This is a genomic window from Alkalimonas sp. NCh-2, assembly GCF_039631345.1.
GTDB classification, from domain to species: Bacteria; Pseudomonadota; Gammaproteobacteria; order Enterobacterales; family Alteromonadaceae; genus Alkalimonas; species Alkalimonas mucilaginosa.
In genome coordinates this window covers 264895-291847 of sequence record NZ_JBDIUV010000005.1, presented here as the reverse complement: position 1 = coordinate 291847, position 26953 = coordinate 264895, and the positions used below count along the sequence as shown (strand labels likewise).

The 26953-nt window shown below is 43.0% G+C and carries 25 protein-coding genes and 1 pseudogene; 17 read left to right on the top strand and 9 right to left on the bottom strand.

Going from position 1 to position 26953, the window contains the following annotated elements; all coding sequences use genetic code 11:
- Window positions 1-3: 3 nt before the first annotated feature.
- Together dnaN and dnaA are read right to left on the bottom strand one after the other, a co-directional pair.
- Window positions 4-1107: a DNA polymerase III subunit beta gene (gene dnaN / locus ABC502_RS14185; RefSeq protein ID WP_330087773.1), complete on the bottom strand. Its 1104-nt coding sequence runs from the start codon at window positions 1105-1107 to the stop codon at window positions 4-6.
- A gap of 12 nt (window positions 1108-1119) precedes the next feature.
- A complete protein-coding gene (dnaA, locus tag ABC502_RS14180; RefSeq protein WP_330087772.1) occupies window positions 1120-2490 on the bottom strand; it encodes a chromosomal replication initiator protein DnaA in 1371 nt (456 codons plus the stop codon).
- Window positions 2491-2931: 441 nt separating this feature from the next.
- On the opposite strand from dnaA, the gene rpmH reads away from it, so the two are divergent.
- The 8 genes from rpmH (at window position 2932) to ABC502_RS14140 (ending at window position 14356) form a co-directional block, all read left to right on the top strand.
- Window positions 2932-3069 carry a 50S ribosomal protein L34 gene (gene rpmH / locus ABC502_RS14175; RefSeq protein ID WP_091342706.1) on the top strand — a complete coding sequence of 46 codons (138 nt, stop codon included), beginning with the start codon at window positions 2932-2934 and terminating at the stop codon, window positions 3067-3069.
- 19 nt (window positions 3070-3088) lie between these two features.
- Window positions 3089-3445, top strand: coding sequence for a ribonuclease P protein component (gene rnpA / locus ABC502_RS14170; RefSeq protein WP_345916321.1), 357 nt, complete (start codon window positions 3089-3091; stop codon window positions 3443-3445).
- Window positions 3412-3663 (top strand): membrane protein insertion efficiency factor YidD, encoded by a 252-nt coding sequence (gene yidD / locus ABC502_RS14165; protein WP_228612074.1) that lies wholly within the window; start codon window positions 3412-3414, stop codon window positions 3661-3663. The genes rnpA and yidD overlap by 34 nt, the downstream gene beginning before the upstream one ends.
- Window positions 3664-3666: 3 nt before the next feature.
- Window positions 3667-5328 (top strand): membrane protein insertase YidC, encoded by a 1662-nt coding sequence (yidC, locus tag ABC502_RS14160; RefSeq protein WP_345916320.1) that lies wholly within the window; start codon window positions 3667-3669, stop codon window positions 5326-5328.
- Between the two features lie 69 nt (window positions 5329-5397).
- Entirely contained in the window at window positions 5398-6762 is a 1365-nt protein-coding gene (gene mnmE / locus ABC502_RS14155; protein ID WP_345916319.1) for a tRNA uridine-5-carboxymethylaminomethyl(34) synthesis GTPase MnmE, read from the top strand.
- Between the two features lie 176 nt (window positions 6763-6938).
- Window positions 6939-8078 carry a site-specific integrase gene (locus ABC502_RS14150; protein WP_345916318.1) on the top strand — a complete coding sequence of 380 codons (1140 nt, stop codon included), beginning with the start codon at window positions 6939-6941 and terminating at the stop codon, window positions 8076-8078.
- 650 nt (window positions 8079-8728) lie between these two features.
- Window positions 8729-12964, top strand: coding sequence for an ATP-binding protein (locus ABC502_RS14145; RefSeq protein WP_345916317.1), 4236 nt, complete (start codon window positions 8729-8731; stop codon window positions 12962-12964).
- 528 nt (window positions 12965-13492) lie between these two features.
- Window positions 13493-14356: a phage integrase N-terminal domain-containing protein gene (locus tag ABC502_RS14140; RefSeq protein ID WP_345916316.1), complete on the top strand. Its 864-nt coding sequence runs from the start codon at window positions 13493-13495 to the stop codon at window positions 14354-14356.
- A gap of 443 nt (window positions 14357-14799) precedes the next feature.
- On the opposite strand, the gene ABC502_RS14135 is transcribed toward ABC502_RS14140, so the two are convergent.
- The gene (locus ABC502_RS14135; RefSeq protein WP_345916315.1) at window positions 14800-15069 is read right to left on the bottom strand and encodes a helix-turn-helix transcriptional regulator; all 270 of its coding nucleotides are present in this window, start codon (window positions 15067-15069) and stop codon (window positions 14800-14802) included.
- A gap of 124 nt (window positions 15070-15193) precedes the next feature.
- On the opposite strand from ABC502_RS14135, the gene ABC502_RS14130 reads away from it, so the two are divergent.
- Both ABC502_RS14130 and ABC502_RS14125 read left to right on the top strand, forming a co-directional pair.
- On the top strand, window positions 15194-15967 hold the full coding sequence (locus ABC502_RS14130) for a hypothetical protein (protein WP_345916313.1): 774 nt from the start codon (window positions 15194-15196) through the stop codon (window positions 15965-15967).
- Window positions 15968-16024: 57 nt separating this feature from the next.
- Entirely contained in the window at window positions 16025-16231 is a 207-nt protein-coding gene (locus ABC502_RS14125) for a hypothetical protein (RefSeq protein WP_345916312.1), read from the top strand.
- Between the two features lie 83 nt (window positions 16232-16314).
- Here ABC502_RS14125 and ABC502_RS14120 read toward each other — a convergent pair whose 3' ends face one another.
- Window positions 16315-17244, bottom strand: coding sequence for a WYL domain-containing protein (locus ABC502_RS14120; protein WP_345916356.1), 930 nt, complete (start codon window positions 17242-17244; stop codon window positions 16315-16317).
- A 207-nt stretch (window positions 17245-17451) separates the two neighbouring features.
- Here ABC502_RS14120 and ABC502_RS14115 point away from each other — a divergent pair, with 207 nt between their 5' ends.
- The 6 genes from ABC502_RS14115 to ABC502_RS14090 all read left to right on the top strand — a co-directional run bounded on the left by ABC502_RS14115 (window position 17452) and on the right by ABC502_RS14090 (window position 22068).
- Window positions 17452-17625, top strand: coding sequence for a hypothetical protein (locus ABC502_RS14115; RefSeq protein WP_345916311.1), 174 nt, complete (start codon window positions 17452-17454; stop codon window positions 17623-17625).
- A gap of 449 nt (window positions 17626-18074) precedes the next feature.
- Window positions 18075-18452, top strand: a complete 378-nt coding sequence (locus ABC502_RS14110) for a hypothetical protein (protein WP_345916310.1) — start codon at window positions 18075-18077, stop codon at window positions 18450-18452.
- A 166-nt stretch (window positions 18453-18618) separates the two neighbouring features.
- Window positions 18619-20313 (top strand): DUF927 domain-containing protein, encoded by a 1695-nt coding sequence (locus ABC502_RS14105; protein ID WP_345916308.1) that lies wholly within the window; start codon window positions 18619-18621, stop codon window positions 20311-20313.
- Between the two features lie 49 nt (window positions 20314-20362).
- Entirely contained in the window at window positions 20363-20692 is a 330-nt protein-coding gene (locus ABC502_RS14100; RefSeq protein ID WP_345916307.1) for a helix-turn-helix domain-containing protein, read from the top strand.
- 267 nt (window positions 20693-20959) lie between these two features.
- Window positions 20960-21232, top strand: coding sequence for an XRE family transcriptional regulator (locus tag ABC502_RS14095; protein WP_345916306.1), 273 nt, complete (start codon window positions 20960-20962; stop codon window positions 21230-21232).
- Window positions 21229-22068, top strand: a complete 840-nt coding sequence (locus ABC502_RS14090; RefSeq protein WP_345916305.1) for an 8-oxoguanine DNA glycosylase — start codon at window positions 21229-21231, stop codon at window positions 22066-22068. Before ABC502_RS14095 ends, ABC502_RS14090 begins: the two co-directional genes overlap by 4 nt.
- Window positions 22069-22076: 8 nt before the next feature.
- Here the strand turns inward: ABC502_RS14090 and ABC502_RS14085 are convergent, their stop codons facing one another.
- The 3 genes from ABC502_RS14085 to ABC502_RS14075 are packed head-to-tail and all read right to left on the bottom strand — an operon-like array spanning window position 22077 to window position 24260.
- Window positions 22077-22673: a 7-cyano-7-deazaguanine synthase gene (locus tag ABC502_RS14085; RefSeq protein WP_345916304.1), complete on the bottom strand. Its 597-nt coding sequence runs from the start codon at window positions 22671-22673 to the stop codon at window positions 22077-22079.
- Entirely contained in the window at window positions 22666-23910 is a 1245-nt protein-coding gene (locus tag ABC502_RS14080) for a PfkB family carbohydrate kinase (RefSeq protein WP_345916302.1), read from the bottom strand. Before ABC502_RS14080 ends, ABC502_RS14085 begins: the two co-directional genes overlap by 8 nt.
- Window positions 23907-24260, bottom strand: a complete 354-nt coding sequence (locus ABC502_RS14075) for a hypothetical protein (RefSeq protein WP_345916301.1) — start codon at window positions 24258-24260, stop codon at window positions 23907-23909. Before ABC502_RS14075 ends, ABC502_RS14080 begins: the two co-directional genes overlap by 4 nt.
- A 538-nt stretch (window positions 24261-24798) precedes the next feature.
- On the opposite strand from ABC502_RS14075, the pseudogene ABC502_RS14070 reads away from it, so the two are divergent.
- Window positions 24799-24939: pseudogene (locus ABC502_RS14070) on the top strand (IS256 family transposase); the annotation flags it as partial.
- 268 nt (window positions 24940-25207) lie between these two features.
- Here ABC502_RS14070 and ABC502_RS14065 read toward each other — a convergent pair.
- A complete protein-coding gene (locus tag ABC502_RS14065) occupies window positions 25208-25366 on the bottom strand; it encodes a hypothetical protein (RefSeq protein WP_156420341.1) in 159 nt (52 codons plus the stop codon).
- Window positions 25359-26885 (bottom strand): anti-phage dCTP deaminase, encoded by a 1527-nt coding sequence (locus ABC502_RS14060; RefSeq protein ID WP_345916300.1) that lies wholly within the window; start codon window positions 26883-26885, stop codon window positions 25359-25361. Before ABC502_RS14060 ends, ABC502_RS14065 begins: the two co-directional genes overlap by 8 nt.
- Window positions 26886-26953: the final 68 nt, after the last annotated feature.

Genomic DNA, 26953 nt, shown 5'->3' with positions numbered 1-26953 from the left:
GCCTTAAAGACGCATTGGCATTACGACGTAGGAAGCCTGAGCGTTGCCAACACCTTCGATCAATACACTGGAGTTGCTGTCACTTAAGTGCAGCACTACCAGATCAGTATTTAAACTGTTCAATACATCCAGCACATAGCCAACATTAAAACCAATCTCAAGCACATCCCCTTGATACTCAACTTCAATCACTTCTTCAGCTTGTTCATGCTCGGGGTTATTGGCTGTAATTTGTAGCTCATTTGGAGCCAGGTTAAAACGCACACCACGGTATTTTTCGTTGGATAAAATAGAAGCCCGGGTACAAGCATCTTTTAAGACTGAGCGATGAGCAGTGACCTGCTTGGTGCTATTGCGAGGGATCACGCGCCGATAGTCCGGGAAACGACCATCAATCAACTTGCTGCTAAAACTGAAAGCAGCATCCACCAAACGAATATGATTCGAGCCCAGGCTAAGTGTCAGGCTGCCATCATCATCCGGCAATAAACGCAGCATTTCCAATACTCCCTTACGGGGAATAATCAGCTGTTGCTGCGTAGCTACCGCTTGTCCAAGCTGCAACTGGCTCATGGCCAAACGATGGCCATCGGTAGCCACAGTACGAACCAGTTGTTGATCAACCTCAAACAACAACCCATTCAGATAATAACGCACATCCTGGTTAGCCATGGAAAAGGCGGTCTCTTCCAACAAGCGCTTTAACTCGGCGCGAGACAACTGCAGATTGACCTCACCTTGCCAACTTTCAAGATTAGGGTACTCAATGGCAGGCAAGGTAGTTAAGGTAAACTTCGCCTTACCAGAGCTGATAACAAAGTGCTCACCTACCAGGGTAAGTTCAATCTGGCAGCCATCCGGCAGGCTGCGACAGATATCAAGTAGCTTACGTGCCGGTACGGTAATACGCCCTGGCTGGTGCACCTGCGCAACAGCGACACTGGCTACCATTTCAATTTCCAGATCAGTACCCGTTAAGGACAACTGATCCTGCTGCACATCCAGCAGCACATTGGAAAGGATAGGCAGTGTGTGACGACGCTCAATGGCGCCCGAAACCATTTGCAGTGGCTTTAATAATGTTTCTTTGTCGATACTAAGGTGCATAACGGATCCCTATTATGACGATAAGGTGCGCAGTAAATTCTGAAAATCTTCTTTGATTTCGTGTGTTTCTTCTTTTAATGACTCAATCTTGCGACAGGCATGTAGCACCGTAGTGTGATCACGACCACCGAAAGCATCACCAATTTCCGGCAAGCTGTGATTGGTCAACTCTTTTGATAGTGCCATTGCCATCTGCCTCGGGCGTGCAACCGAGCGGCTGCGGCGTTTCGACAATAAATCGGCAACACGGATTTTATAATACTCAGCCACTGTTTTTTGAATGTTCTCAATGGTTACCAGCTTATCCTGCAATGCCAGTAAATCACGTAACGCTTCACGCACAAAGTCGATGGTGATTGGCCGACCGGTGAAGTTGGCATTGGCTATCACCCGATTGAGCGCGCCTTCGAGCTCCCGAACATTGGAACGAAGTCGCTTGGCAATGAAAAAGGCCACTTCTTCCGGCAGCCGGATCTGATGCTCCTGCGCTTTTCGCATCAGGATCGCGACCCGGGTTTCCAGCTCTGGCGGCTCAATAGCAATGGTCAGCCCCCAGCCAAAGCGGCTTTTTAAGCGATCTTCTACCCCATCAATTTCTTTCGGGTAACGATCACTGGTCAGGATAATCTGCTGATTGCCTTCAAGTAGCGCATTGAAGGTGTGAAAAAACTCTTCCTGCGAACGCTCTTTGTTGGCAAAAAACTGGATGTCATCGATTAATAATGCATCTACTGAACGATAATAACGTTTAAACTCTTCAATCGCATTGTTCTGCAGGGCTTTGACCATATCCTGCACGAAGCGCTCAGAATGCATATAAATTATTTTAGCATTTTCTTTTTTTGCCAGGATCCCATTACCAACCGCATGCAATAAGTGGGTTTTACCTAAGCCGGTACCACCATAGATAAAGAGTGGGTTGTAGGCAGTGCCTGGATTATCGGCTACCTGGCTGGCAGCAGCACGGGCCAACTGGTTAGATTTACCTTCCACAAAGTTTTCAAAGGTATAACTGGCTTTAACATTGGACTTTACAATGGTCTTAGGTGCCGGCTCAGGGGGGCTAACTCTACTGGTGGTTGCAGCTGAGTTTGCTACTGCAGAGATTCGATCCGCTGCAACAGGATCTGAGTGCTGTGGCCTGCTGCCAACATCAAACCGCAGCCGTGGCGCATTATCACCGCAGTAATCATGAATCAGCTCATTGATCCTAGTTAAATATTTTTCGCGAACCCAATCCAAAACAAAACGATTGGGTGCATACAGAGTTAAAGCTTCGTCTGAGCTCGCAGCCTGCAGAGGGCGGATCCACATACTGAAATGCTGTGCTGGTAACTCCTGCTGCAGCGTTTGCAGGCAATTTTTCCATACGGACTGGTACACCCTGACTCCCTGAGTTTTTTATCTAAAGCACACGATTTTGAAGAGATAAGGGTCCATTATGGTCTTAGTTATCCACAACTTCAATATTGACTTTTCATAAAAAGTTTCCAGGTTAAAATAGCCAAGGTAACTATATGAATATTAACAAAAATAAATTTCATTACTGCCCACAAATAACCACAGGAAGCAGCCGTACCATTAGGATGATAGCGTCGTTGCCGGCGCTACATTGTGCACACTTTATCCAAAAAAAATGTTACACCTGTGGAAAACATCGGATCCAACAGGATCGGAGTAGATATTATAAAGGATCGCATTGACTTTGTTGACGGGAGTACGTAAAATTCGCGCTCATTTTTATCAACTGTGTTTTGGTGTTTCACTGAGATAATACTAAAACAGAGCGACTAGCAGTATTATCTTAAGCGGACGGACAAGAATATGAGCAAAAGAACTTTTCAACCTAGCGTATTAAAGCGTAAGCGTGTGCACGGTTTCCGTGCTCGTATGGCAACTAAAAATGGCCGTCAGGTCCTGGCGCGTCGTCGTGCCAAAGGCCGTAAGCGTTTAGCTGTCTAAACTGACAGCTCATTGCTTCGTGCAAAACTTTAAATTCGGCAGGGAGTTACGTCTGCTAACTCCTGGCGAATTTAATACCGTATTCCAACAGCCATTTCGTGCTGGTTCGCCTCTCTTTACCATCCTTTGCAGCAAAAATAACCTTGATCACCCCAGGTTAGGTCTGATTATTGCCAAAAAACGTGCTAAATTAGCCGTGGATCGCAATCGCATCAAGCGCTGTATTCGGGAAAACTTCCGATTGCAACAGCATCGCCTGCCCGCCATTGATCTGGTAGTGATGGTAAAAGGCCCGATCTCAGACACTGAGAACCAAGAACTTAGCAAGCAACTGGAGCGGTTATGGAACAAAATCTGTCGCCATTACAGCGTCTAGCTTTAGCCTTGCTGCATGGTTATCAAAAGCTGATTAGTCCGCTATTTGGACCTAGTTGTCGGTTTCATCCCAGTTGCTCCCACTACGCCATTGAGGCCATCACCCGCTTTGGGGTGCTCAAAGGGACTTGGTTAGCAGCGAAACGTCTATTAAAATGTCACCCCTTACACCCAGGGGGTCACGATCCCGTTCCTGAAAAGCACAATGAGAAAAGCTAACCTATGGACTCGCAACGTAGTATTTTAATCATCGCGCTCGCTTTCGTCAGTTTTTTGCTATGGAAACAATGGCATCAAGACTATGGACCAGAGCCTGTCACTCAACAGCCGCAGGCTGAGCAACTGGATCATTCCGGCGATCTGCAACTCTCTGCTGATGCGTTTGGTCCCCAACCAACAGCCACAACGCCTGTAACAAGCCAGGCTACAGCTCAGTCAGAGCAAGTGGTGCGGGTTGAAACCGATGTACTTCAGGTAGAAATCAGCACTCGGGGCGGTGATATTATTGGCCTGAAACTCTCTGAGTACGAGCTGACCAAAGACAGCCAAACCCCTTATGTCATGATGCGCCGCCAAACCGGTTTTGATTTTATTGCCGAATCCGGTTTGATTGGTCGGCATGGTCCGGATGACAAGAACAATACCGATGGGCGTCCACTGTATCAGGTCAGTCAATCAAACTTTAAGCTGACTGCAGACCAACAAGAGTTGATCGTACCGCTGCAATATCAGCATCAGGGCTTGCAGATTGAAAAACGTTTTATCTTCCGGCCAGGCCAATACGATGTTGGCGTTGAATACCATATCAGCAACCAAAGCGATGAAGTACGGGTGGTGCAAAACTACCAGCACTTGCTGCAAACCATTGATGGTGGCAAAGACAGCAGCTTCTTTATGCCTATCTACCGCGGTGGAGCTTATGGTACCGACGCCGATCGGTATAAAAAATATAAGTTTAAAGACATGCAAAAGCGCAACCTGTCGATCCCAACTCAGGGTGGCTGGGCTGCGATGCTGGAGCATTATTTTGTAACTGCCTGGATACCGGATCAACAGGCCGATAATAAGTTATACAGTCTGATTGACCGTGGTCGAGGCGTTATAGGTGTGCTGGGCCCAGTTATGCAGTTGCAACCGGGCGAGCAGACTGTGATCGCAACAACTTTCTATGCAGGTCCGAAAATCCAGGATAACCTGGCCGAGCTGGCCAATGGCTTGGATTTGACCGTCGACTATGGTTTCCTGTTTTTTATATCCCAGCCACTGTTCTGGTTACTGACCTTGATCCAGGGCTTTGTGGGCAATTGGGGTCTGGCCATTATTTTGATCACCATCATTGTAAAAGGGGTGATGTACCCGCTGACCAAAATTCAGTACGAGTCGATGGCGAAGATGCGCAACCTCAAGCCTAAAATTGAGGATCTGCAGGCCCGTTACAAAGATGATCGGCAAAAGCTTGGCCCAGCCATGATGGAGCTGTACCGCAAAGAGAAAGTGAACCCAATGGGTGGCTGCTTGCCATTGCTGCTGCAAATGCCAATTTTCCTGGCACTGTACTGGGTCTTTGTCGAAAGTGTTGAGCTGCGCCACGCGCCCTTTATGCTGTGGCTGCAGGATTTGTCGGCGCCGGATCCATGGTTTGTGCTGCCAGTATTGTTTGGTGCCAGCATGTTTATGATGCAAAAACTGACACCTATGACGGTGACCGATCCGATGCAGCGCAAGCTGATGATGTGGATGCCAGTCGCTTTCTCGGTGTTCTTTATCTGGTTCCCAAGCGGTCTGGTACTGTACTGGCTGGTCAGTAACCTGATCTCACTGGCCCAAATGCTCTATATTTACCGGGGCATGGAGAAAAAAGGCCTGCATAGCCGGAAGGCGTAAGCCAAGCAATGCAGAAAAAAGCCTGTGATTCACAGGCTTTTTTTATAACTCTTTGTGAGGATACTCAGCATGTACAGCACCGATACCATAACCGCTATCGCCACTGCGACCGGCCGCGCCGGAGTGGGCATTATCCGTATTTCCGGCCCGGCGGCCAGCCAGGTTGCCAAGGCAGTGCTTGGCAAAATCCCGAAAGCCCGCTATGCCGATTATCTGCCATTTTTGGACAGTGATGGTTCGGTGCTGGATCAGGGCATCGCACTGTATTTCCCGGGGCCTAACTCCTTTACCGGTGAGGATGTGCTGGAGCTGCAAGGCCATGGTGGCCCGGTATTGCTGGATATGCTGCTACGTCGTGTCATTGCCCTGCCCCAGGTCCGCATTGCCCGGCCAGGCGAGTTCAGCGAGCGCGCCTTTTTAAACGACAAACTGGATCTGGCTCAGGCCGAGGCCATCGCCGATCTGATTGATGCCAGCTCCGAGCAGGCGGCCCGCTCCGCCATGCATTCCTTGCAGGGCGAGTTCTCTGCCCGTATTCATGCGCTGGTGGAAAAAGTCATTCATCTGCGGATCTATGTCGAAGCCGCCATTGATTTTCCGGATGAAGAAATTGATTTTCTGTCCGATGGCAAAGTGGCAACCGATTTGGCCGACATCATTGATGACTTGGCGAAAATACGCCGTGAAGCCAACCAGGGCAGTATTTTGCGTGAAGGCATGCGGGTGGTCATTGCCGGACGGCCCAATGCCGGTAAATCCAGCCTGCTGAACGCTTTGGCTGGCCGTGAAGCCGCCATTGTCACCGATATTGCCGGCACCACCCGGGATGTGTTGCGTGAACACATTCATATTGATGGCATGCCACTGCATATCATCGATACCGCCGGCCTGCGAGAAGCCAGCGATCAGGTGGAGCAAATTGGCATTGAGCGTGCCTGGCAGGAAATTGAGCAAGCCGACCGGGTGCTCTTTATGGTGGATGGCACCACCACAGCAGCGACCGACCCCCACACCATCTGGCCGGATTTTATCGACCGGCTGCCAGCCAAACTGGGCATCACTGTCATTCGAAACAAAGCCGATCTGACCGGCGAGCCGATGCAAGCCGAGCTGAACCAGGCGGTGCCGGTCTTTCGGTTATCGGCCAAAACCGGTGCTGGTATCGAGGCACTGCGGGAGCATTTAAAGCAATGCATGGGCTTCGAAGGCACCACCGAAGGCAGCTTCCTGGCCCGTCGCCGCCACCTGGATGCACTAGAGCGCGCCCATGAGCACCTGCTAACAGGTAAGGAGCAACTGCACAGCTTTATCGCCGGTGAGATCCTGGCCGAAGAGCTGCGCTTAACCCAGCAACACCTGAATGAAATCACCGGTGAATTCAGCTCCGATGATTTATTGGGACGGATTTTTTCCAGTTTCTGTATCGGTAAATAGCGCGGTAAAACAAAGGAAAGAATCATCCAATAAAAGGAAATATTTCTAATATATTCATTAATTTAGGATAGCTTAAACCTTTCTTTACTTTCCGATAGTTGCTAAAAGTGGGCCTTGGATGGCCCACCAGCTGTGTTTGCTAGGGCCACCAGTGGCCCACTACACAGGAGTAACGCATGAAGTTATCTATTGAGAAAAAACCAGCAGACCGTGCCGGTCGTCAACAACTGCTGTTAACCCGTAACTATGGTTCCTATACCGACGAATCGGGCAAGCGTATTAAAAAGCGTAAACGCCAATCCCTAAATCTTTTTATCTATGCCACGCCAAAAGATAAGGCTCAGCGAGATTACAATAAAAAGACATTAGAACTGGCTGAGCGGATCCAAGCCCAAGCCATTATTGACCTGGCCAATAACAAATATCACTTTGAAGACGAGGCCAAGCAACAACAAAGCTTCATCGACTACATGCAGCAAATTATCGAGGAGAAGAGGAAAACTGACAGCAAATCAAACGTGTCCATTTGGGAGTCAGTGCTGATTCACTTACAGCGATTTTCTGATGGCTACCAGCTATCGTTTGTCAACTTTAACGCAGGATTGTTGCAGGACTTCCGTATTTACCTGACAACGACAGCCACTACCAAGTCAGGTAAAGCTCTGTCATCTAATACCGCATCTTCGTACTTTAACAAAGTAAGAGCGGCACTAAACCAGGCATTTCACGAGGGCATCATTCGCAGAAACCCGGTAAATGAAGTTAAAAGTATTAAGCCAGAGCAAAATAAGAGAGAGTATTTACTTGAGGATGAACTGAAAGCCGCGTATCAGGCCGAATGTCGGTACGACGTGCTAAAACGGGCTTTTCTGTTTGGATGTACCACAGGTCTGCGCTGGAGTGATATCCAAAAACTTAAATGGCAGGATGTCTATTTAAGCGACGGTATAAACAGGATCATATTTAACCACAAAAAAACCAGCAAACTTCAATATCTGGATCTGCCGCATGATGCTATTAAGCTTATGGGTGAACGGCAAACACCTCAGGAGAGAGTATTCAAATCGCTCAGATATTCATCCTACACAAACGTAGCTCTCTTGCAGTGGATGATGCGCGCTGGCATAACCAAGCACATTACGTTTCACTGTGCCCGCCATACTTTTGCGGTAAGGCTACTGACTAACGGTGCTGATATCTATACCGTATCAAAGCTCCTGGGGCACTCTGAGCTTAAAACCACCCAGGTATATGCCGACATCATTGAGAGTAAACGAAAAGCGGCCATGGAGTCGCTACCCAGCCTATGGCATTAACAATCAAATTGGGAAAATAGGGAAACAGGGAAGCATTTTAAATATCAGTAATTTAAGAACTCTATATCTGTCTTCCCTTCCCATTAATTGGCTTAGATTACCACACAAAAACTTGATTTCAGCGTTGAAGTTACCATACAAAGCTTTTCGTTTCGGGTGATCCAGAATTGACGCTTTTCGCCAGACTGAACTAAGTAGCATTGGTCTGTACTTAGTACCTGATTTAGCAGTACCTGGCTGACAGGCTGCTCATTCCTGGCAATTTGGCCAAAACTCGTCTTTCTAGCTCTTTTCATAAACTCAGATTTTGTCATGTTAGCCCCTTATGGATATGTGGTTGGTGAGCCTATAGGCGCTTGTCGCCTACAGGCCCGCCATACCACATGGCCAACATGCACTGCGCAGAGAAATGCCAGTCAAGCTATAAATCGCCCGAAGGGTTGCGCAGCAAGGGGGCCCCACCGCGTGGGGTTCCGATTTATGGCTTTACTGGATTTGAACGGAGTGGTTTAGGGAGATTAATTAAGCAAAGTTTTTTGACGTGAAAGATAGCTTCACTAAAAATCTATGGTAAAAATGGCTATTAGCTTGAACATATAATCAATTGATCTCATTCAAGCTCTATTGCAGCTTCAAAGGGAATAAAAATAATGGCAATAAACTGGAACAACATACGTCCACTTGAGAACTCACAAAATGAAGGCTTTGAAGAAATTGTCTGCCAACTAGCACGCAATGAAATTGCGCCAAATAAAAAAAAATTCGTGCGAAAAGGTAAGCCAGATGCTGGAGTTGAATGCTTTTGGATCTTTGAGAACAATGATGAATGGGCTTGGCAAGCAAAATATTTCACATCGAGCTTGGACAATAGTCAGTGGGTGCAACTAGACAAGTCAGTAAAAACGGTTTTAAGCAAACACCCAAACCTTACAAAATACTACATTGCCATACCCAATGACCCTCCTGATGCTAAGCTTTCAGGTCAAAGCTCCATGCTGGACAAATGGAATAAACGAGTTAAAAAGTGGGAAGGCTGGGCTTCTGATGAAGGGTTAAGTGTCGAGTTTGTTGCGTGGTGGAGCTCAGATTTAATCGCAAGGCTTAGCAAGCCTGAAAATCAAGGATTAATATTCTTTTGGTTTAATCAAGAAGAGTTTACCGATAGTTGGTTCATAAATAATACTGAACAATCCATAGCAGATTTGGGCAAAAGGTATACACCAAATTTTTATGAAAACTTAAATGTAAATCTGGATATATCAAAGATTTTTATTGGGCTAGAAAGAGGCGAAAAGCTAAAAAGTCATATTGAAGCAGCCATTGATGAGCTTCTCCAACTTGGAAGAAAGGCCATTCCATCTGACGAACTGTTGAAAGATGAAAAAAGGAAGCTAGTTCAATCACTTGATGACCTAGAACAATTATTTGTTTCGGTAGAGTTTGATGGTATCGAAGCGATTCCGCAGAAAAGCTTTAAACTTTTAATCGAAGAAGCAAAACTTGTTCTGAATAGAATCAGTGAATTTTATTATGCCGAAGAAGATAAAATAAGGCATAAAACACCTGACCCTCACAACAGATTTCAAAAATACGACTCAGAGATACACTATGTATCTAGGGCCGAACATGCTATTTACGCAGCCCTACAAGTGATATCAAGCGACGAGCTGACTCTGGCTAATAACCCTTACTTGATACTAAAAGGTGAAGCAGGAGTCGGTAAATCACATTTATTGGCCGATGTTATCACTAGAAGAAACGAAGCAGGATCTCAAAGCTTGTTTTTACTGGGTCAACACTTTGTAACGGATGAGGACCCGTGGACTCAAATAAAGAAAAAATTAGATGTTAATTGTTCGTCACATCAATTCTTTGGTGCACTTAGTGCTAAAGCCGAAGCGAGCAAACAACGAATAATTTTGTTTATAGATGCTATAAACGAAGGCAAAGGCCGTTATTTTTGGCCTGAACATATCCGTGGTTTCGTACAAAAAATAAAAAAGTATCCATGGCTTGGGTTGGTGCTGTCTGTTCGTTCAACGTATGCAGATTTACTGGTATCAGAAGAGTTACTGCCAGAGGATGAGTTTATTTGTGTTACTCATTTCGGATTTACAAATGTAGAGTACGAAGCCTCAAGAATATTCTTTGATAACTTCGGCATTGAGCTACCGTCAATTCCATTGCTTCATCCAGAGTTTCAGAATCCATTATTTCTATTATTATTTTGCGAGGGGTTAAGTAAAGCTGGTTATTCAAGAATACCAAAAATACAGGGGCTAACGGATATCATTGGTTTTTTTATAAACAGCATTAACATTAAACTGTCAAAACCGAATCAGCATAATTATTCAACTAACTTAAACGTAGTAGATAAAGCTATTAATGCAATAATTTCTAAAAAATTTGATGCGCCTGACAAAGTCATAACTTATGAAGAGGCGTTTATTGAATTAAATATGCTCTCGCAAAAGTACGGGATCAAATCTGGACTGCTGGATAGCTTAATATCCGAGGGGGTCTTTTCTAAAAATATATTTTGGATCAGCGAGCTGAAAGGCTACCAAGAAGGAATTTACTTGTCATATGAGAGATTTGAAGACCATATGATGGCAAAGTTCTTACTTGAAAAATACCCAAATGTTGAAGAGGAATTTAGAGAAGGCGGCATTTATTATCAGCTTTTTAGCGATCACCACGCTTGCTTCCAGAACAAAGGGATGTTAGAAGCTTTATCGATTCAAATTCCTGAATTAACTGGCATAGAGCTATACTCGTATGCTCAACACATCAAAGGGGAGCTTCCGGTCGTTGAGAGCTTTGTTCAAAGCCTGCTATGGAGAAATTTAAAGCATACTGATCAAAGTATGCTTGACTATATAAACAAAGAAGTTTTTTCGTTTAATGGAACAAAAAATCTATTTTTGGATACCATTATTTCTCTTGGCTCAAACCCAGAAAGTGTGTTTAATGCTTATTTTTTACACAATAACCTTTATAAAAAATCTTTAGCTGAAAGAGATAGCTGGTGGACTGTATACCTCAGAGATGTTTATGAGGACAACAGTTCAATTAGAAGACTAGTCGACTGGGCGTGGAGTAACTGTGATAAAACACATATATCAAATGAATCAATAAAGTTGTCTTCCATAACTATTGCTTGGTTATTTACCAGTACTGACCGAAAATTACGTGACGAGGCCACTAAATCTTTGGTATGTCTCTTGAAAGGGAACGTCGAGATATTAGTTGAAGTATTAAGGGATTTTGAAGAAGTTAACGACCCTTATGTTTATGAAAGACTCTTTGCAGCAGCCTATGGCTGCTCTTTACTAACAAACGATCATTCTTCTCTAAAACCATTGGCAAACTATGTGTATGAAACAATTTTTGATGTCGGAGATGAGGATGTATACCCACATATTTTACTTCGAGACTATGCGCGTGGTGTAATTGAGTATACACACCAAGTAGTTGGAGGCTTAGATTTCGACATTAATATGTGCCGCCCTCCTTACAAAAGCGAATTCCCTACTAAATTTCCAACCAATGAAGAGCTAGATCAAAAATATAAAGTCGAATTTGATAAAGAGAAAAATTACCTTTATTCACAAAGCAGAATTTTAAGTTCGATGACCACAGAGTATGGTCGAGGCACATGCAACTATGGAGACTTTGGACGTTATACATTTCAATCAGCACTTAGCTCATGGGATGTTAACGCTGATGAGCTAAGTAATGTGGCTGTTGAGTGGATATTTGAAAGATATGGATATGACGCGGAATTACACGGTGAGTTTGATAGAACCGTGGGCTCTGGTAGAGCTAGAGCTTCTCGTAGCGAACGCATTGGTAAAAAGTATCAATGGATTGCACTACACGAGGTTTTAGCACGGGTTTCTGATAATTTTGATATGAAGTCAGAGCAAGATTGGCAAAGTAAAAAAACAGAGCCATACCAAGGTACTTGGCAGCCAAATGTTCGAGATATCGACCCATCAATGCTTTTTAGATATTCAGAAGGAGAAAGTAAAGGAGCTCCTGAAGATATGTGGTGGTTCAGTGAGAAAAATGAAAGCTGGCATTTAAGTAACAAAGAATGGATTCAAGATACTAACGGCTTACCTTACCCTGAATCCCTTATTTCAGTAATTGATGATAAGAATGAAGAATGGTTGGTACTCGAAGGATACCCTGAATGGGTAGAGCCTAAAAAAATAGGTAAAAAGCAGTGGAATCACCCCCACAAAAAAATGTGGTATCAAGTTAAAAGCTATATCGTTTCAGAAGATGGATATCAAAGCTTATTTGAGTGGGCAAAAAAGCAAGATTTTATGGGCAGATGGATGCCTGAGGCATCAGATAGGTATCAAGTGTTTGACCGTGAATACTATTGGTCTCCAGCTCATAAATATTTTGACAACTATTACTATGGTGGCGTAGAACACCACAAGATAAATTTAAAAGATCCTGATGACAGAAAAATTGAAGTTACATTAACAACATGCAATTACTCTTGGGAAAAAGGACGTGACGGTTCAATCGAAGGATCATTTAATATATTGAAGCCATCTACTTTCATTTATCATGGTATGGGGTTAAAGCCTACGAGCAATGTATCTGAGTTTGTTAACGGTAATCAAGAGCGATGCTGCTTTAGCCCATCATTAGGCAAAAGGGATAGCGCATTCTTGTTGGTTAACAAAAAGCTTTTTTTAGAGTATTTAGAAGCTCATAAACTTAAGGTTATTTGGACGATTCTAGGTGAAAAAAATATAATTGGCGGCCATAGTAATAAGGGGCATTCTGGTCGCTTAGAAATTAGCGGAGCGTATAAGCTTAGTAATGATGGTTTTGAAGGAATAATAAATACAAAATCAATGTAACTTTGATGAAAAAACGCTTCAATTAGGGAACGAGTCGTCCCTACTGCCAAGGTAGGGACGACTCGGAGAGTCGCTACGCAAGGCCCTTGCTCATGATGCCTTGCAACAGAATCTGCTCTATAACGATCTTGGGCCAGAAGAGGGACGTTGATTTTTCCTGTTGCAATCGCTGATCAATATGATATCTTTTGAATTGTACTCGCTCGCCAAGAGCAAAAAGAAAAAGGGCGCTTCAGCTGCCCGCAACACGCCTCCAGAAGTGCTACGTCCGTAGCAACGGGTCGCAAGACCAAACCCCAATATCTACAAAACCACCGTAGTCTGGTATTGCCTTCAACAGAAGCCATCCAGCTCAGCTTGTATTGCTTTAGATCAGTTAGCCCTTGTGTCTCTGTGACAACATTCCCGGTTGCGACCGTGCATGTGGCTTCAAAACTTACCTATTCTTGGTTAACACCCCCTGATCTTCGGTTTTGATTTTTTCTCTCGCTTTAAAGCACTTTCGTTAATCAATTAGAGGAAAAAAACATGAGCCAATTAGGTTATCGTTTGCATCAAATGGTCAATGTCCAACACAAAGAGGGCAGCTATGGTACCCGCAACAGCCGGGGAAAAATCTTAGATATGGCGGCAAAACAGCTGCTTACAGGTGGCTTTAAGCTGCGAGACCCTGGAGGGTTAAAAACTAAACATGTCGATTTTCTGGTATCGAAGTGGCAAAGCGATGGCATTGCCGATAAAACAATTAAAAATCGCTTAGCGGCCGTTCGGTGGTGGGCGGATAAAATCGGTAAACGCAACATCGTCGCTCGTGACAATGATAGCTATGGTATTGCTACAATTCGCAATAACCCGCTAGGTAAATCCAGGCAGCTGGATATGGAGAAACACGCCAAGGTCAGTTGCAGTCTGATTAAACTATCACTCAGGCTTCAGCAGGAGTTTGGCCTTCGCCGTGAGGAAGCCATTAAATTTAATCTCTCCTATGGATGGCAAAATGATTATATCCGGTTAAAAGGTTCCTGGACCAAAGGTGGCAAATATCGGGAAATCGCTATTACCAATCAATCACAGCTAGCACTATTGAAAGAAATTGCCACAACGACCAAATCAGCACTAATACCGGCAAGCAACAATTACGCTCAGCAACTTGGACGGTATGAACGGGAGACATCCCGTGTTGGTTTAAGCAAGAACCATGGGTTACGCCATCATTATGCCAGGCAGCGATTTTTGGCGCTCACTGGCTGGCAATGCCCAGCAGACGGTGGCCCTAAAAGAAACACTTTAAATGCTGAGCAGCATGAGCTTGATACATCAGCGCGACTACAGATCAGCAAAGAGCTTGGGCATGAAAGGCTAAGCATCACATATTCTTATTTGGGCAGCTAAATTTGGCATGCCAAATTAATTTGGGTACGCGAATTTAGGTTTATCATTGATGAAATAATTACATCAATGAGGAAATATAGATGATTTACAACAATCCAGATGAAGTGGCAATTCAGCGGTATCACAAAACTATCAATAACTTAGGAGGGGCTATTAGCATTGGTTCGGGGTTAACAGTGCTGACTGCAGATATAAACCCTGTTGCATGGGCATGGCTAATTTCCGCTGTAATAATGCTTTGGTGTGCATGCCAGGGTAGAGATGTTCGACAGCTAAAAAAGCGAAGCCCAAAGCTGCCAATTCTATGGAGCAGTTTCGTCCAAAATTGCTTGTTATTGCATTTTGGTATGGCACTACTAGCTATGATAGGTCTGGAGCTACTCTAAGTTTAACTCGCGAATCAACATAGTGTTCGGAAGCTAAAAATTAGGCATGCCTAATTTTTAGCTGTTACCTTTCCAATCAATGATAGCAGCAGCTAGCTCATCTTCAATGCAGTAAAAGAAGGCTGTAGGCACATTCAGTACCTTACTTAAAGCAATCACCGTCTTGAAATCAGGCGAGTGAACACCACGCTCATACTGGTTCATTCTGGCTGAAGCAGCAAAACGATCCATACCGGCCAAAATACCCAGTTGCTTCTGAGATAGCCCTTTCCGTTTTCTTGCCTGCTTTAACCGCTCAGGGAGCGGCGAACCATCGTTAGTATTCAATCTTAGTGTAAGACATTGGCTATTGAAAACTAAGATTGTCTTAGCTTTAATAGAGGCTGGATACTAAGGAATCCTTAGCAAATTTGGCATGCCAAATTTTTTAGAGCGAAAACGAGGGCTATGAATGAAAATTACCTTATTAAGCTTAACCTGTGCGGCATTGCTGGCAGGCTGTGTCACGGTAACCAACAGCAAAGGCGAGCGATACGAGCTAACCAGGGGCGGTTTAAATACTATCGGCCCAACAAATACGAATCGGTATGCACAAGCTAAATTTTGTACCGGGCAAGTTGGATTAGAGCAAGTACAAACTAACCCTCAATTTACAGATGGAGCGTATGTAGGCTATTACAACGAGCATAACAATGCAGGTATCAGCCTGGATGAGTTTATCAATGCAAAAACCGCGAGAATGAATGAGTTCGACCGAGCACGAAGTGAGCGTGCTTACCTGGAGTACTATAACGAGCGCCAGTACATTCGGGAGTATTACCTTACAGGATTTGCAGAACTCGGTGAGTATGACTTTGATAAAGAGACCTTCCCTCTTCACTTTTACAATCGTTATGAGATTGACCTTGGAGCAATGGGAGAGCATATATTCTGGTTACAGTTGGAGAAATTTGCAGAGCTAAATGTGCCCACCAAACATGCTGAGGATTTCCTAAAGCAATTCACTAAAAAACGGCTTGGCCAATACGAGATTGATCCATCCTTATCGGTTGCCCTGGGTGGCCGAAGCAACCAACAAGCCAACTCGAATAGACGGGTCCGATACTATGCGTCTTTTTCACAAGCGGAAATGCAGGATAGCGAACTGCATTTTAAACCAACCAAAGTGATCATCGAAAATATCGTTGGCGATTGCAGCTATGCATTACCACAAGCAAAAAACTAAGTAATTCTTAGTAAAAAATTTGGCATGCCAAATTTTTTTGATAAATCGGAGGCAGGAATGTGGGGTAAAGTATTAAAAGTAACTGGCTTGGTGGCCCTTGGCGTCCTTGATGTTGTGCTATCAAGCGATGATAGTGACGATCAACACCAGCTGGATATGCTTAACGATGGTATGGGTAATATTCATGCTGATGGTGAAAGTATGACCCGGCAAGAGGCGGAGGATAAACAAGCCCTTGGTGAGCTGTACGATACCTACTATTGATTTGAGATGGCGAAAATTTTCACCTGAAAACTAAAACCTACAACCAGTTTTCAGGTGAAAAGCATATAGAGGAGATGAAAACACTAAGCTTTAAACACATTTTCCATACATTTGAGATGCTGAAGCATCTCCCCATTTTTCAAAAGAAAGTTAAATGCCTTAACTCTTTCTGGCTCTATGGCCTGAACATCAATCTTCCATAAATGTACCAAGTAGAAGAATAAGACGGCCTTGACGTTAATGACAAAGCTGTTAGTGCTTTCGTCTATATCGAACTCATAACGAAGCCTAGATTTATCTGCCTCACTTAGACCTGGGTGAAGCTCCAAATGTATTGGCGTCGTGATATGCCAATCTGCATCTTGCTCAATCTTTTCATTAGTTGCTGCCGGTAATGAAGTAAGCTCCTCGACCGAAGCTACTCTAGAAAAATCGAAACACTTAAAACTCCCGCCATTACCGCTCATATCTTTATGGTAAGCCCTAAACATCCAGTTGTTACCATCGTAAAAAAAAGCTGTTGGGAAGAGTAGCCTTTCGCTATGTTTGCCACTTCCTGACAAGTAGTGGCATTTGATCGCAATCTTCTCACTAATCGCGCGGGTAACTTTAGAGACGATATTTACATCAAGCCTTTTAGGCCTCAAGCCAACTCTTGCAAAAGGCAGTAAAGGCACATCTTTTAACTTATTTTTATTAAATCCGCTTGCTAGCATGCTCAACGCTACCTCGGCATCCCAAGTAATTAATGGCTGGTATGTAGCTCTTAAAATGACATTTTTTGCTGGTCGTCTATCGTACTCAACATTTTTAGGACGAATAGAGCGGTACTCTGTTATGGCTTGTGACGCTGCAGCCTCTTTAAGTCCAAAGAACTCGAAAAGCTCTCCTCGACTAAGACCACCTTTAAAAAACAACAAAAAATCTATATAGGCCAATCGCTCAGCCATTTGAACGCCTTTCTCTCTGACTAAGTGATCATAGGTGAAGTTTTCCATCATCGCCGCCCCCATTTCTTCCAACTCATACCCATACTACTCGATTTATCAACCCTGGCAAAGATGATTAATATTCATCGAGATCAAGCTTGCCATCTATGGCACATACGATTATTATACATGCAAGGTCACAAAACGACCTTAGGCACTATATATAGGATTCAAGAGGTAGTGATGAACTATATATAGATTTTCAAACTTTAGTTTTTTATGGAGGTGGCAATGGCTACCAATGGTATTTCAGGTGATAACAGACGACATGGGGCTGTGCGTAAAAGATCTCAAACTCAAACCCAAAGTGGACATTGGGTAAAACGAGATTCAAACACTGGTCGATTTATGGATGTCAAAACTTCAAGCAAAACCCCATTTAAGGGGGTAAGAAAAGAAAAATAGGCATTAGCTTCACACTAATGCCTACTCTGTGGAACTGGAAAATTGTATTTCGCACATACAACTTTCGGACTCTATATCGGAGGTCTCAAGTCTCTCAGATATAATGTCAACTCTACTAAAATCGAGCTTGATATCTTATCTGGGCTTGTTCCACATTACAAGAGATTCCTCCCTCACGAGTATGAGGATTTGATCATGGCAAAAGCTAAAGTTGTCCATGTTACAAATTATCCACGATTCCGCTTTGGACGCTGGGAGCAAGTTTGTTCCCATTGGCGCTCGTTGCCTTCGTAGGATAGCTTTCTAATTCAGGTGCCCAACTTAAGGGCACCTTTACGAAAAGATGTCCTTATAAATCAGAAAGCTAAGGTCTTTCTTAAGTTAAAATTTGGCATGCCAAATTCCTTTCTTAGTTAGAAATGCGAAGCCGACCAAAACTTGGAGTTAGAATGAACCTTGAAGACCTGCAACAAGTTGCTGAATTAAGGCCTTTTATTCCGGCTATTAAAGAGTTACGGCAGCGAATGGAAGGCATTGAGCTGTACAGGGAGCCATTGGCATTTCAGCTGGCCAATAGCTATCAGAGGGAAGAACAGCTTTATTTAGACCTGATGAAGCAAAAAATCTTTGCTTTTCAGGTCAGCAATGAACGAAATGAACATTGGGATATCTTGAAGGAATCATTTAATCAATTCGCTAGCAGAAGCACTGAGCTAATCTTTGCTGCCAAAGGTGCATCCTCGGACAGGCTGCAGGCCATCAATCAATGGCTGATCGATTTGTGCGACTGGGGGCAAACTGGCTTCTCGAATATCACCCGCCATTAGCCTCACACATCAATTGAAACGCACAACACAAAAATTTGGCATGCCAAATTTTTGTGTTAAAAAACACGATCCTAAAAACCCCCTTCAACTCGACCTAGTTTTTCTCTGAAAAAAATATTTCCTAGCGCTACCGTAGATATATCGGAAGCAATCGGAAATCAAAAGCATGTATGAATCATTAAGTAGTGGGCTGTATATCAATCAACAAGATGGTGAATCGAAATTTCTCTGTGGTCCGATTCGGGTACTGGGAATTACTCGCGATTCTGATAATCGCAGAAACTATGGCCTATTTATTGAGTGGATAAATCTGGATAACAAAACCATTCGCCAAGTTTTTCCCCGCAAGCAAATCATCAGCGAAAATGGCAGGCAACTGAAAGAAGTTCTTGTAGATACCGGGCTTGCAGTATCAAACAGAGCCCGTACTTGGGAACAAATTATTACTTTCCTGAATCAATCCATCCCGAAAGCTCGTCTGATCAGTTCATCGCGGACAGGTTGGCTGAATCGAAGTTTCATTACGCCAGATTGGTGCATTAGCAAAGAACATGAGCCCGTTATTTATTCTGGTAGCCGAACAGAGCTAATGTCTTCAAAAGGCTCACTTGAAAGTTGGCAAACTTCTGTCGCCCCACTGTGTTTGAACAATCCTATGCTAATTTTTAGTATTTGTTCAGGATTAGCCGCACCACTACTTTATTGGCTGAACTGGCCTAGCTGTGGTGTACACCTATTTGGCAAATCAAAAATAGCAAAAACTACCGTACTTAACCTCGCGGCCAGTTTGTATTCAAATCAAGACTATGTAAACAGCTGGCGGTCAACGGCCAACGGCTTAGAGATAATTGCGTCAACCCACAACGATATGTTGCTTTGCCTGGATGAACTGCACCAGGTGAATGCTGAAGATGTCGATCAGTCTATCTACATGTTGGCAAATGGGATGTCGAAAACCCGCAGTAACCAAGACGGCACCCTCGGAGAAAAGAGAAAATGGAGGCTTCTATATCTCAGCACAGGTGAAGTTGGGTTAGAGGAAAAACTATCCGCTATTCAGAAAAACCTTAAAGCGGGCCAAGAGATTCGTTTTCTGGAAGTGCCGGCAACCAGAAAGTTCGGTATTTATGACGATCTCCATGGCTACTACTCTATTCATGAACTCTCCCAAGCCATTTGGAATGGTATCAGCCTTAATCACGGGTCCGTATTCAAAGCATGGGTCGAATATCTTAGCAAAACTGAAAATCTGCCATTGCTCCTAAGCAACCAAATAACCCAAATGCTTAATCAATGGCAACAAGCCGGTGACGGCAATCAGGTAACCGAAGCAGCAAAACGGTTTGCCCTACATGCGGTAGCTGGTGAGCTGGCTATTTCTGCTGGTTTGCTTCCGTGGCCAACAGGCACCGCGGAAGAAGCCGCGCAAATTGCTTTTGAGGCTTGGCCGGATACCAGGGGTAGCAATGTTGACTCGGAGGACAAAAAAATAGAAAAACACCTGCCAATAGCATTAAAACGTTGGCGTAAAAAACTGCTGCCTGAAGGCCGACCATTACAAGATCAATATGGCTACATCATTCAGGAAAAGAATATTCAGGCTTGGTACCTGACACGTGATGCCTTTAAAGAAGGGCTTGAACTCAACTTCAAAAACCAAGTTTCTCAATCAGTGCAGTACATGGCCAGCCAGGGCTGGATGGAAACCAGTGAAGGCAGAGACACATTCAAACGTGTGATTCCTGGTGGCCCAGCTGGAGGCAGATATTTCAAAGTGCTACCTCACAAGATAGTGAGCGATTTAGCGCTAGACGAAATACTTTCCCAACCAATATTCCCAAGTTATGGACATGATTCATAAGGGGTTTCCCTTATTCCCTATTTCCCACGAGATTTAAAGGAACCCGACAATGACAGAAAAGAATGAAAATTTTGCTTTACGTGATAACACCCAACGAAATAATTCAAACACTGCTGTGGAGGTAATGATGCACGGTAACTTAAATAACAAAGCAGTATTAAATGTAGCTGAGTGTTCAGCTTTCACTGGGTTGAGTGTCAGCTATATCTACAAGCTAACGCATACCGGTAAAATTCCTCACTCTAAACCCAATGGCAAGTTAGTTTTTTTCGACCGGAAAAAGGTTGAGGAATGGCTACTCAGCAATCCTATCGAAACTGAGGCCGACAGATCTCATGTAATCACACAGAAAATCAATTATCTAAAGCTAAGAACATGATGAGATTTCTGGCAGATTTATTAGGTAGCTGCGAATAAATCTGCCCATTTATTGCCTTTATCCTGAGTAAGGATTCGTTATCCATATCAACCCCAGTAGAACAACTAACAGCCTGTTAAAACTGTCCGAACCAACAATGCTAGTGATCCATTCTTTAGCAACTTTGAGCTTAACCCTGTTGAAATCAGACCAGAAAAACACATTAAAATATGTACTATACACATTAATTTATGTATTTATCCATTGTAAGTGGTATCATGCTCCTCGATGAGATACGAAGAATTTAAACGGCAAATTGCGAAAGCAGGACTTACAGTTCGCGCTTTTGCAGAACTGATAAAGCAATCACCTAACTCGATTACAAACTACGCAGGTACAGACAAAGTTCCAGCGCACTTATCAATCATTGTGGTATTACTTGCTGAAATGAAAGAGGCAGGTATCGAGTATAAAACGGCTATTCAGAAGCTCGATTTACAAACAAATAAGCCACGTGGTCGCAGTATCAACAAAAAGAAAAAAATTGGAGAGCGGGAGTGATTAATCAAATAGTTAGTTACTGGATTGAAAATAAACACTACATCCGCGAAATACCTCCCGCAGATTATGAAGTGATGCCAGGATTAAGATGGGGAAGTCATGGAAACATTTTCACACCCGCATATTGGCTATCTCAGTATTGGATGGCCAAACTGGATGAAGCTGAGTTCTCACCTTACAAAACAGAAACCAACATTCTGGACGAGATAGTATTTTGTATGCTGGGTGGCTTTGGGGTTACAGCAGAATTATCAATGGCGGCCTTTCAGCATTGTAAATCGGAAGGACTAATTGACAACAAGGTCACTGACGTGTCGGAGTGGGAAAGAACCTTGAGTGAGAAATTAAATCTCAATGGACGTCTTGTTAAGTACCGCTATCCAAAGCAAAAGTCGAAATACCTTGCATCAGCGATGCAATTTATTAGCAATAATGATGTTGTGTCATTCCGAGGCAAGCAACTTAGAGATGAGCTATTAAAAATTAATGGTGTTGGCTACAAAACTGCCGGTTGGATAGCGCGAAACTTCTCTGATGCTGATGATGTAGCGATACTTGATATTCACTTGGTTAGAGCTGGCGTAATCTGTGGTTTCTTCGATAAAGAACAACGTGTAGAACGTGATTACATGGCTATGGAAGAGCAGTTTATAAATTTCTGCAATGCCATTGGAGCACGACCATCTGTACTTGACTGTCTTGTTTGGGATCAGATGAGAGATTTTGGTGACTTTGCTCTCGAGATATATAATTCAGTTATGAACACAAAAACAACTGTGGTAAAACCGTTGCAAAATAAACCAAGTCAGCTTCAACTATTTTCAAATGTAATGTGAATTTGGCATTACCTCAACACACCAAACTGAGATAGCACTCCTGAATGTTTGTAACAGCCCTGACACTGGCCACAACTCAAATCTGCTTTGTGACATGAATGTGACCACCCTAAAATATCCATAGGTATTTTGGAGCTCTCAATTAGCTCAGCTGTTGTCATATGTAAGGCTGGAGCAATAACAGACAATTCACCTTCTTGAATCTTTAGTAGGTGGTTCATTGCTTCAACAAACTCTAAACTACCATCTTTGTGCCGAAAGTCAGTAGCAACACTACCTATAAGGATACGTTTCAACCCCATTTTTATTGCAACCATGGATGCAATGGTTATTAAGTATTGGTTCCGGTATGGCCAAAATTCTGGATGCTCAGATTGATTAGTGTATTTATTATTCGGCGCCATATCGCCAAAACCGAATTCACTAATGTCAGCTTGATAAGCTAAATGTTTCAAACCTAACAAATGACATATTTTAGTTGCAGAGTTGAGTTCAGCCCTTGCAGCTCGTTGCCCATAGTCAATTGTTAAACAAAGGTCTGGTTTACAAAGAGCAGCTAACGCTGTCGAATCCAGTCCACCAGACATCAAGAGTAAGTCAGACATCGCCCATCAAGTGCCAGCAGGTAGAGTAAATTGCCGTTGCAAAATCATCAGTCACTTCACAGCCCGAACCTATTATCATGGTCAGATCTGACGCAGAAACATTTTCAGCAGCAACAACTACTGGAATTTCTAATGCACGAGCATAACCTATTTCAAAAATTGTTCCAGGATCCAAACCATCAAGCAGCGCGATAACAATACCTGACTCCTGTAATGCTTTAAGATCGGCAGAAGCAACAGCATTGACATCTCCCTCTCCTACATCATGGATAGGTGAGAAAACATTAAAGCCAAAGTCCCTTAATATACTTCGAGCTTCATCAATTAACCATTGCTGGGCAGTATTGAAAAATGGACCTGCAAGGTAAATTTGAGTGCTGGGGATTGCTCGAATACCCTTTTGAGAACGACTTACTTGGCTTTGCAATGATTCAACCAGCATGTCATCCAATAAAGCAGGTGAAATAATGTCTATTCCTGTTTCTACGTATTTAGAAACAGCATAAGAGGAAAACCATGCAGCATCGAAGGGATCTACATTCTTCAGCAACCAAGCATAACCAAATGAGGCAGTGAAAATATCACCGGAACCAATTTTGAAAACTCTTTTAGACGGAAAAGGTGAAATCCATTGGCTTTGTGTTTTCGTTGCAACTAACGCACCTTGAGCTCCGCATTTGATAATCACAACATCCGCTGTTTTAAGTAATTTTGAAACTATTTTTTCAGGTTCGGACTCGCCTGTTAAAGCAATACCTTCAGAAAGTGATGCAACTATCGCCAAAGACTCAGCTGAAGAGCCATTAATATCGAATGGATCAGCATTGCATCCGTCTTGAGGATCATAAACGACCTTTTGACCGTGCAATACTGGACGGCCCTCTAGCATGCCAAATACTATTGCCTTAGTTGAATGAATTTCAGTGGTTTTTTTACAACTGGAGGGGGAAGATTTATTAAGTTTGAATATCCGTGGGGTTGATAATGGATGTCGATATCTGAACCAACAGTCATACTCTGCGGACGAGTAATTAAGCTGAAATTTAAACGTTTCGGATAGTCTTCGAAACTCTGATTCAAATTGCGTACCTAAATGAGAGTTTAATGTTACTGAAACGCCTCCACTGGCCAAAAATATAGAGGCTCTACCGCCACTACCTCGAGTCAATGTTACCCGAGGATAGCCGCACTCCTCGCCATAAACGCCTCCAACCACTGTGAGCTGATTCGCATTCATATAGAGTGAACCTGTACAGTACAAAGGCCACCATTTAACGCCACAACATCGGCTTCAAAAATAAAACCTTGCATCATACATTGTATTAAACGAGGTACATTAGGCCCAGTCAAAGTACCAACAATACTTGCTTGATTCAACACATGTACAGATGGAGAAGCACCCTGAATCAGGCTTAACGAAAGCTTTTGACCCACTTGCAATGAGCTAATAGTTGCTGGTTGCGGTGAGGCAATATCCGCACGAAATGCCAATCTCTCGCATGGATTACTAGGTGCAGTAGGTGTCCAACCACCACCAGATCCGCCCATAAAACTCTCCTTGTTAAAAAATTGAACAGTAATCAACATATCTGATTTAGGTAATAACTACAACTCTATATATGAACAAGTATTTTCATACAGATAAGTTGCGGAAAAGTTTAACATTATGATTGAATAGGAATTCTCGAATGGACACTTGCACAATTTTTTTTAATGCGAAAGCAGCCCACTGATGGGCCACCAAAAAAATCATTAGTTATTGATAAATAAATATTTTTTACTTTATGTATCGGGGAAGTAACAAAGCACAACAAACGTATTACTTCTAAAATCCTCGGACGGCATCCTATTGTGCTGCTGAGTCACTGATTTCAAACAATACTGAACTGATGATTTACCTTACTGAACCATGTAACACCTCTCTTTGATTAGTACCTGAGTTAGTGGTACCTGGCTGACGAGCTGCTCAATCCTGACTATTTGGTCAAAACTCGACTTTCTAGTTCTTTTAAAAAATTCAGATTTTGTAATTTTAGAACCTTATGTATATGTCGTTGGTCAGCATATAAGCGCTTGTTGCCAAAAGGCTTACCATATGAAGCCATACTACATGGCCAACATGCATTTCCCAAGTGATGATGCAGTACTCAAATTGCTGTATCTGGCTTTACACCAGATTGCTAAAAAGTGGACAATGCCACTGCGAGATTGGAAGCCAGCCATGACGCAGTTTATGATTATGAACGGTTACCAAGTATCGTTATGATAAACAGCCACTTACACAAAAGATTTTATAGTCTCGGGTTAAACGTTTCAATTAATGCCCTTCGAAATTTGGCATGCCAAATTCCTATCTAAAATACGAATATCATTATCTGTTTTACTATGTGAGCAATCACGTTGTTTTGCCCGCTCCTGTAAAGCAGTACCTGACTCCGAATGTTTACGTCCCATGTTACTAAATACTTGAGAGGTTGGATAAAACCGAAGATAAAAAAAGCTGCATCAAGCAGCTTTTTTTAAAACCTCTCCAATCAAGCGCTTTCTGCAACAAGTTTTTTCTCATTTGTGCTTTTTTGAGGAGATGAGACTTTGGCTCTAAAAATCTGCTGTTGCCACTGCGGCCATACTGAGACCTTTTGGCTAACAAGCTCCATATGCTCAGCTAAGGTTCTATTGTCTTTTTTAGTCATTTTTTTCCTCTCCGCTCACCTTCATATAACTCTTTAGATGTGCATTTGCTATCGCCGTTGCAAACTCCTCTCGAGCAATATATTGCAACTCGTCAGGAGTAAGTCTCAGTGTAGCGGATTCTCGAGACCAGTCTACAGTTTCGCCATTAGATTTTTTTCGTTTTATCTCCCGACCATTACCCAATTTTAGCGAAAATAAATTCAAAAAACTGCGGGGACCAACTCCCACAAATGGTTCAAACGATAACTTACCATCGGATGCTCCCTCAGAAATCGCATCGTCGTGAAAATCAAAAGCTTTACTTTTAGAGTAAGGTTCAACATACACAACTCGAGCGACACCCGCAGCAATAATATGTTTCGCACAGTTATGACAAGGAAACGTAGTGCAATAAAGCGTAGTTCCAATAGTACTGTTATTTGACCTTCCACAAGAGAGTATTGCTTCCATTTCTGCGTGCACGACTCGGCCATACTCAGTGATATCACTAAGCTTTGTGCGTTTAAACTTATTACGCACTTCGACCGAGTCTTCTAAACCTAATTTTAAGATCAGGTCATCGACAATATCTTGGATTTCACGTTTGTTAGCATCAAATCCCCGCTTGTAATCCCGCCCCTGATCAACATCCACGATCTCTGACTGAGATAAAATAGGCCAATACAAGCCGCCCATCGGCTTCGGTACATCATTTGCTCCAGTAGAGATAATATTTTTGTCTTTAGCGAGCACCGCTCCAACCTGTCGAGATAAATCAGCAGAACGAGTAGAGGCAGAAAATGCCATGTACATTGCATACTCGTCAAATGTTGGAGTAAGGAACGGAAAACCAAAAATCAGCTTAAAGACCCTTTCTACATCCGCTTTATTCTTATCCATATTTTGATCTTCATCTATGAAAAAGTCTGACAGATGAAAGGTATCCCGAGTATGTTGCCCATGACCACTATCAGGGCCTTCGTCAGCATCTCTCGCTATAAGTTGCTCTACTAATGTCTTAGGTTCCGCTTGCCTTAACTTTTTACAAAGTGTCTGATACCTCTTTTCGTAACTAGCATGAATACCTATTACAAACAAACTATTACCATAAGTTTCTCTCAGTGCTTTGACTTCTTCAGGATGCTTTAATGAGCGAATTACCCACGCCTTCTTACTTAACGGTCGAGGCTCCTCTCCTTCCAAGATACTTGCTCTTCTTTTAGAAATTTCTGCAATAGCAGAATAGGCTAATGCAGCATTGTTTTCAGTAATATCTCTGTATTTGTTCCCAACTTCCATATAGTGCTGTATGGTTTTTATTCTAGAAAGGCCAGTGGGCTTTTTGTTTAACTCGTTCAATATATTTTCTGAGACTCGTATAACATCAGGCTTGAAGTCATATAACTCCAACTCTTCGGTGATCATGGTAATAAATCTATTAAGATCAGTACCTACAGCACACACGAGTGCAATGACAACTTCAGAAAACTCATCAGATTCAGGGCTAACTTTGGAAATGTTAGATTTCTTATCTTTCATACTCGTTCCATCTTTTAAACCGTTCTCTTTAACTGAATCTAACAGTAATACTTTGACCAATCTAGAAT

Coding starts and splice junctions, on each gene's coding strand:
- dnaN (WP_330087773.1), bottom strand. CDS start 1,107: ATGCACCTTAGTATCGACAAAGAAACATTATTAAAGCCACTGCAAATG.
- rpmH (WP_091342706.1), top strand. CDS start 2,932: ATGAGCAAAAGAACTTTTCAACCTAGCGTATTAAAGCGTAAGCGTGTG.
- yidD (WP_228612074.1), top strand. CDS start 3,412: ATGGAACAAAATCTGTCGCCATTACAGCGTCTAGCTTTAGCCTTGCTG.
- yidC (WP_345916320.1), top strand. CDS start 3,667: ATGGACTCGCAACGTAGTATTTTAATCATCGCGCTCGCTTTCGTCAGT.
- mnmE (WP_345916319.1), top strand. CDS start 5,398: ATGTACAGCACCGATACCATAACCGCTATCGCCACTGCGACCGGCCGC.
- ABC502_RS14150 (WP_345916318.1), top strand. CDS start 6,939: ATGAAGTTATCTATTGAGAAAAAACCAGCAGACCGTGCCGGTCGTCAA.
- ABC502_RS14145 (WP_345916317.1), top strand. CDS start 8,729: ATGGCAATAAACTGGAACAACATACGTCCACTTGAGAACTCACAAAAT.
- ABC502_RS14140 (WP_345916316.1), top strand. CDS start 13,493: ATGAGCCAATTAGGTTATCGTTTGCATCAAATGGTCAATGTCCAACAC.
- ABC502_RS14130 (WP_345916313.1), top strand. CDS start 15,194: ATGAAAATTACCTTATTAAGCTTAACCTGTGCGGCATTGCTGGCAGGC.
- ABC502_RS14125 (WP_345916312.1), top strand. CDS start 16,025: ATGTGGGGTAAAGTATTAAAAGTAACTGGCTTGGTGGCCCTTGGCGTC.
- ABC502_RS14120 (WP_345916356.1), bottom strand. CDS start 17,244: ATGGGGGCGGCGATGATGGAAAACTTCACCTATGATCACTTAGTCAGA.
- ABC502_RS14115 (WP_345916311.1), top strand. CDS start 17,452: ATGGCTACCAATGGTATTTCAGGTGATAACAGACGACATGGGGCTGTG.
- ABC502_RS14110 (WP_345916310.1), top strand. CDS start 18,075: ATGAACCTTGAAGACCTGCAACAAGTTGCTGAATTAAGGCCTTTTATT.
- ABC502_RS14105 (WP_345916308.1), top strand. CDS start 18,619: ATGTATGAATCATTAAGTAGTGGGCTGTATATCAATCAACAAGATGGT.
- ABC502_RS14100 (WP_345916307.1), top strand. CDS start 20,363: ATGACAGAAAAGAATGAAAATTTTGCTTTACGTGATAACACCCAACGA.
- ABC502_RS14095 (WP_345916306.1), top strand. CDS start 20,960: ATGAGATACGAAGAATTTAAACGGCAAATTGCGAAAGCAGGACTTACA.
- ABC502_RS14085 (WP_345916304.1), bottom strand. CDS start 22,673: ATGTCTGACTTACTCTTGATGTCTGGTGGACTGGATTCGACAGCGTTA.
- ABC502_RS14080 (WP_345916302.1), bottom strand. CDS start 23,910: ATGAATGCGAATCAGCTCACAGTGGTTGGAGGCGTTTATGGCGAGGAG.
- ABC502_RS14075 (WP_345916301.1), bottom strand. CDS start 24,260: ATGTTGATTACTGTTCAATTTTTTAACAAGGAGAGTTTTATGGGCGGA.
- ABC502_RS14065 (WP_156420341.1), bottom strand. CDS start 25,366: ATGACTAAAAAAGACAATAGAACCTTAGCTGAGCATATGGAGCTTGTT.
- ABC502_RS14060 (WP_345916300.1), bottom strand. CDS start 26,885: ATGAAAGATAAGAAATCTAACATTTCCAAAGTTAGCCCTGAATCTGAT.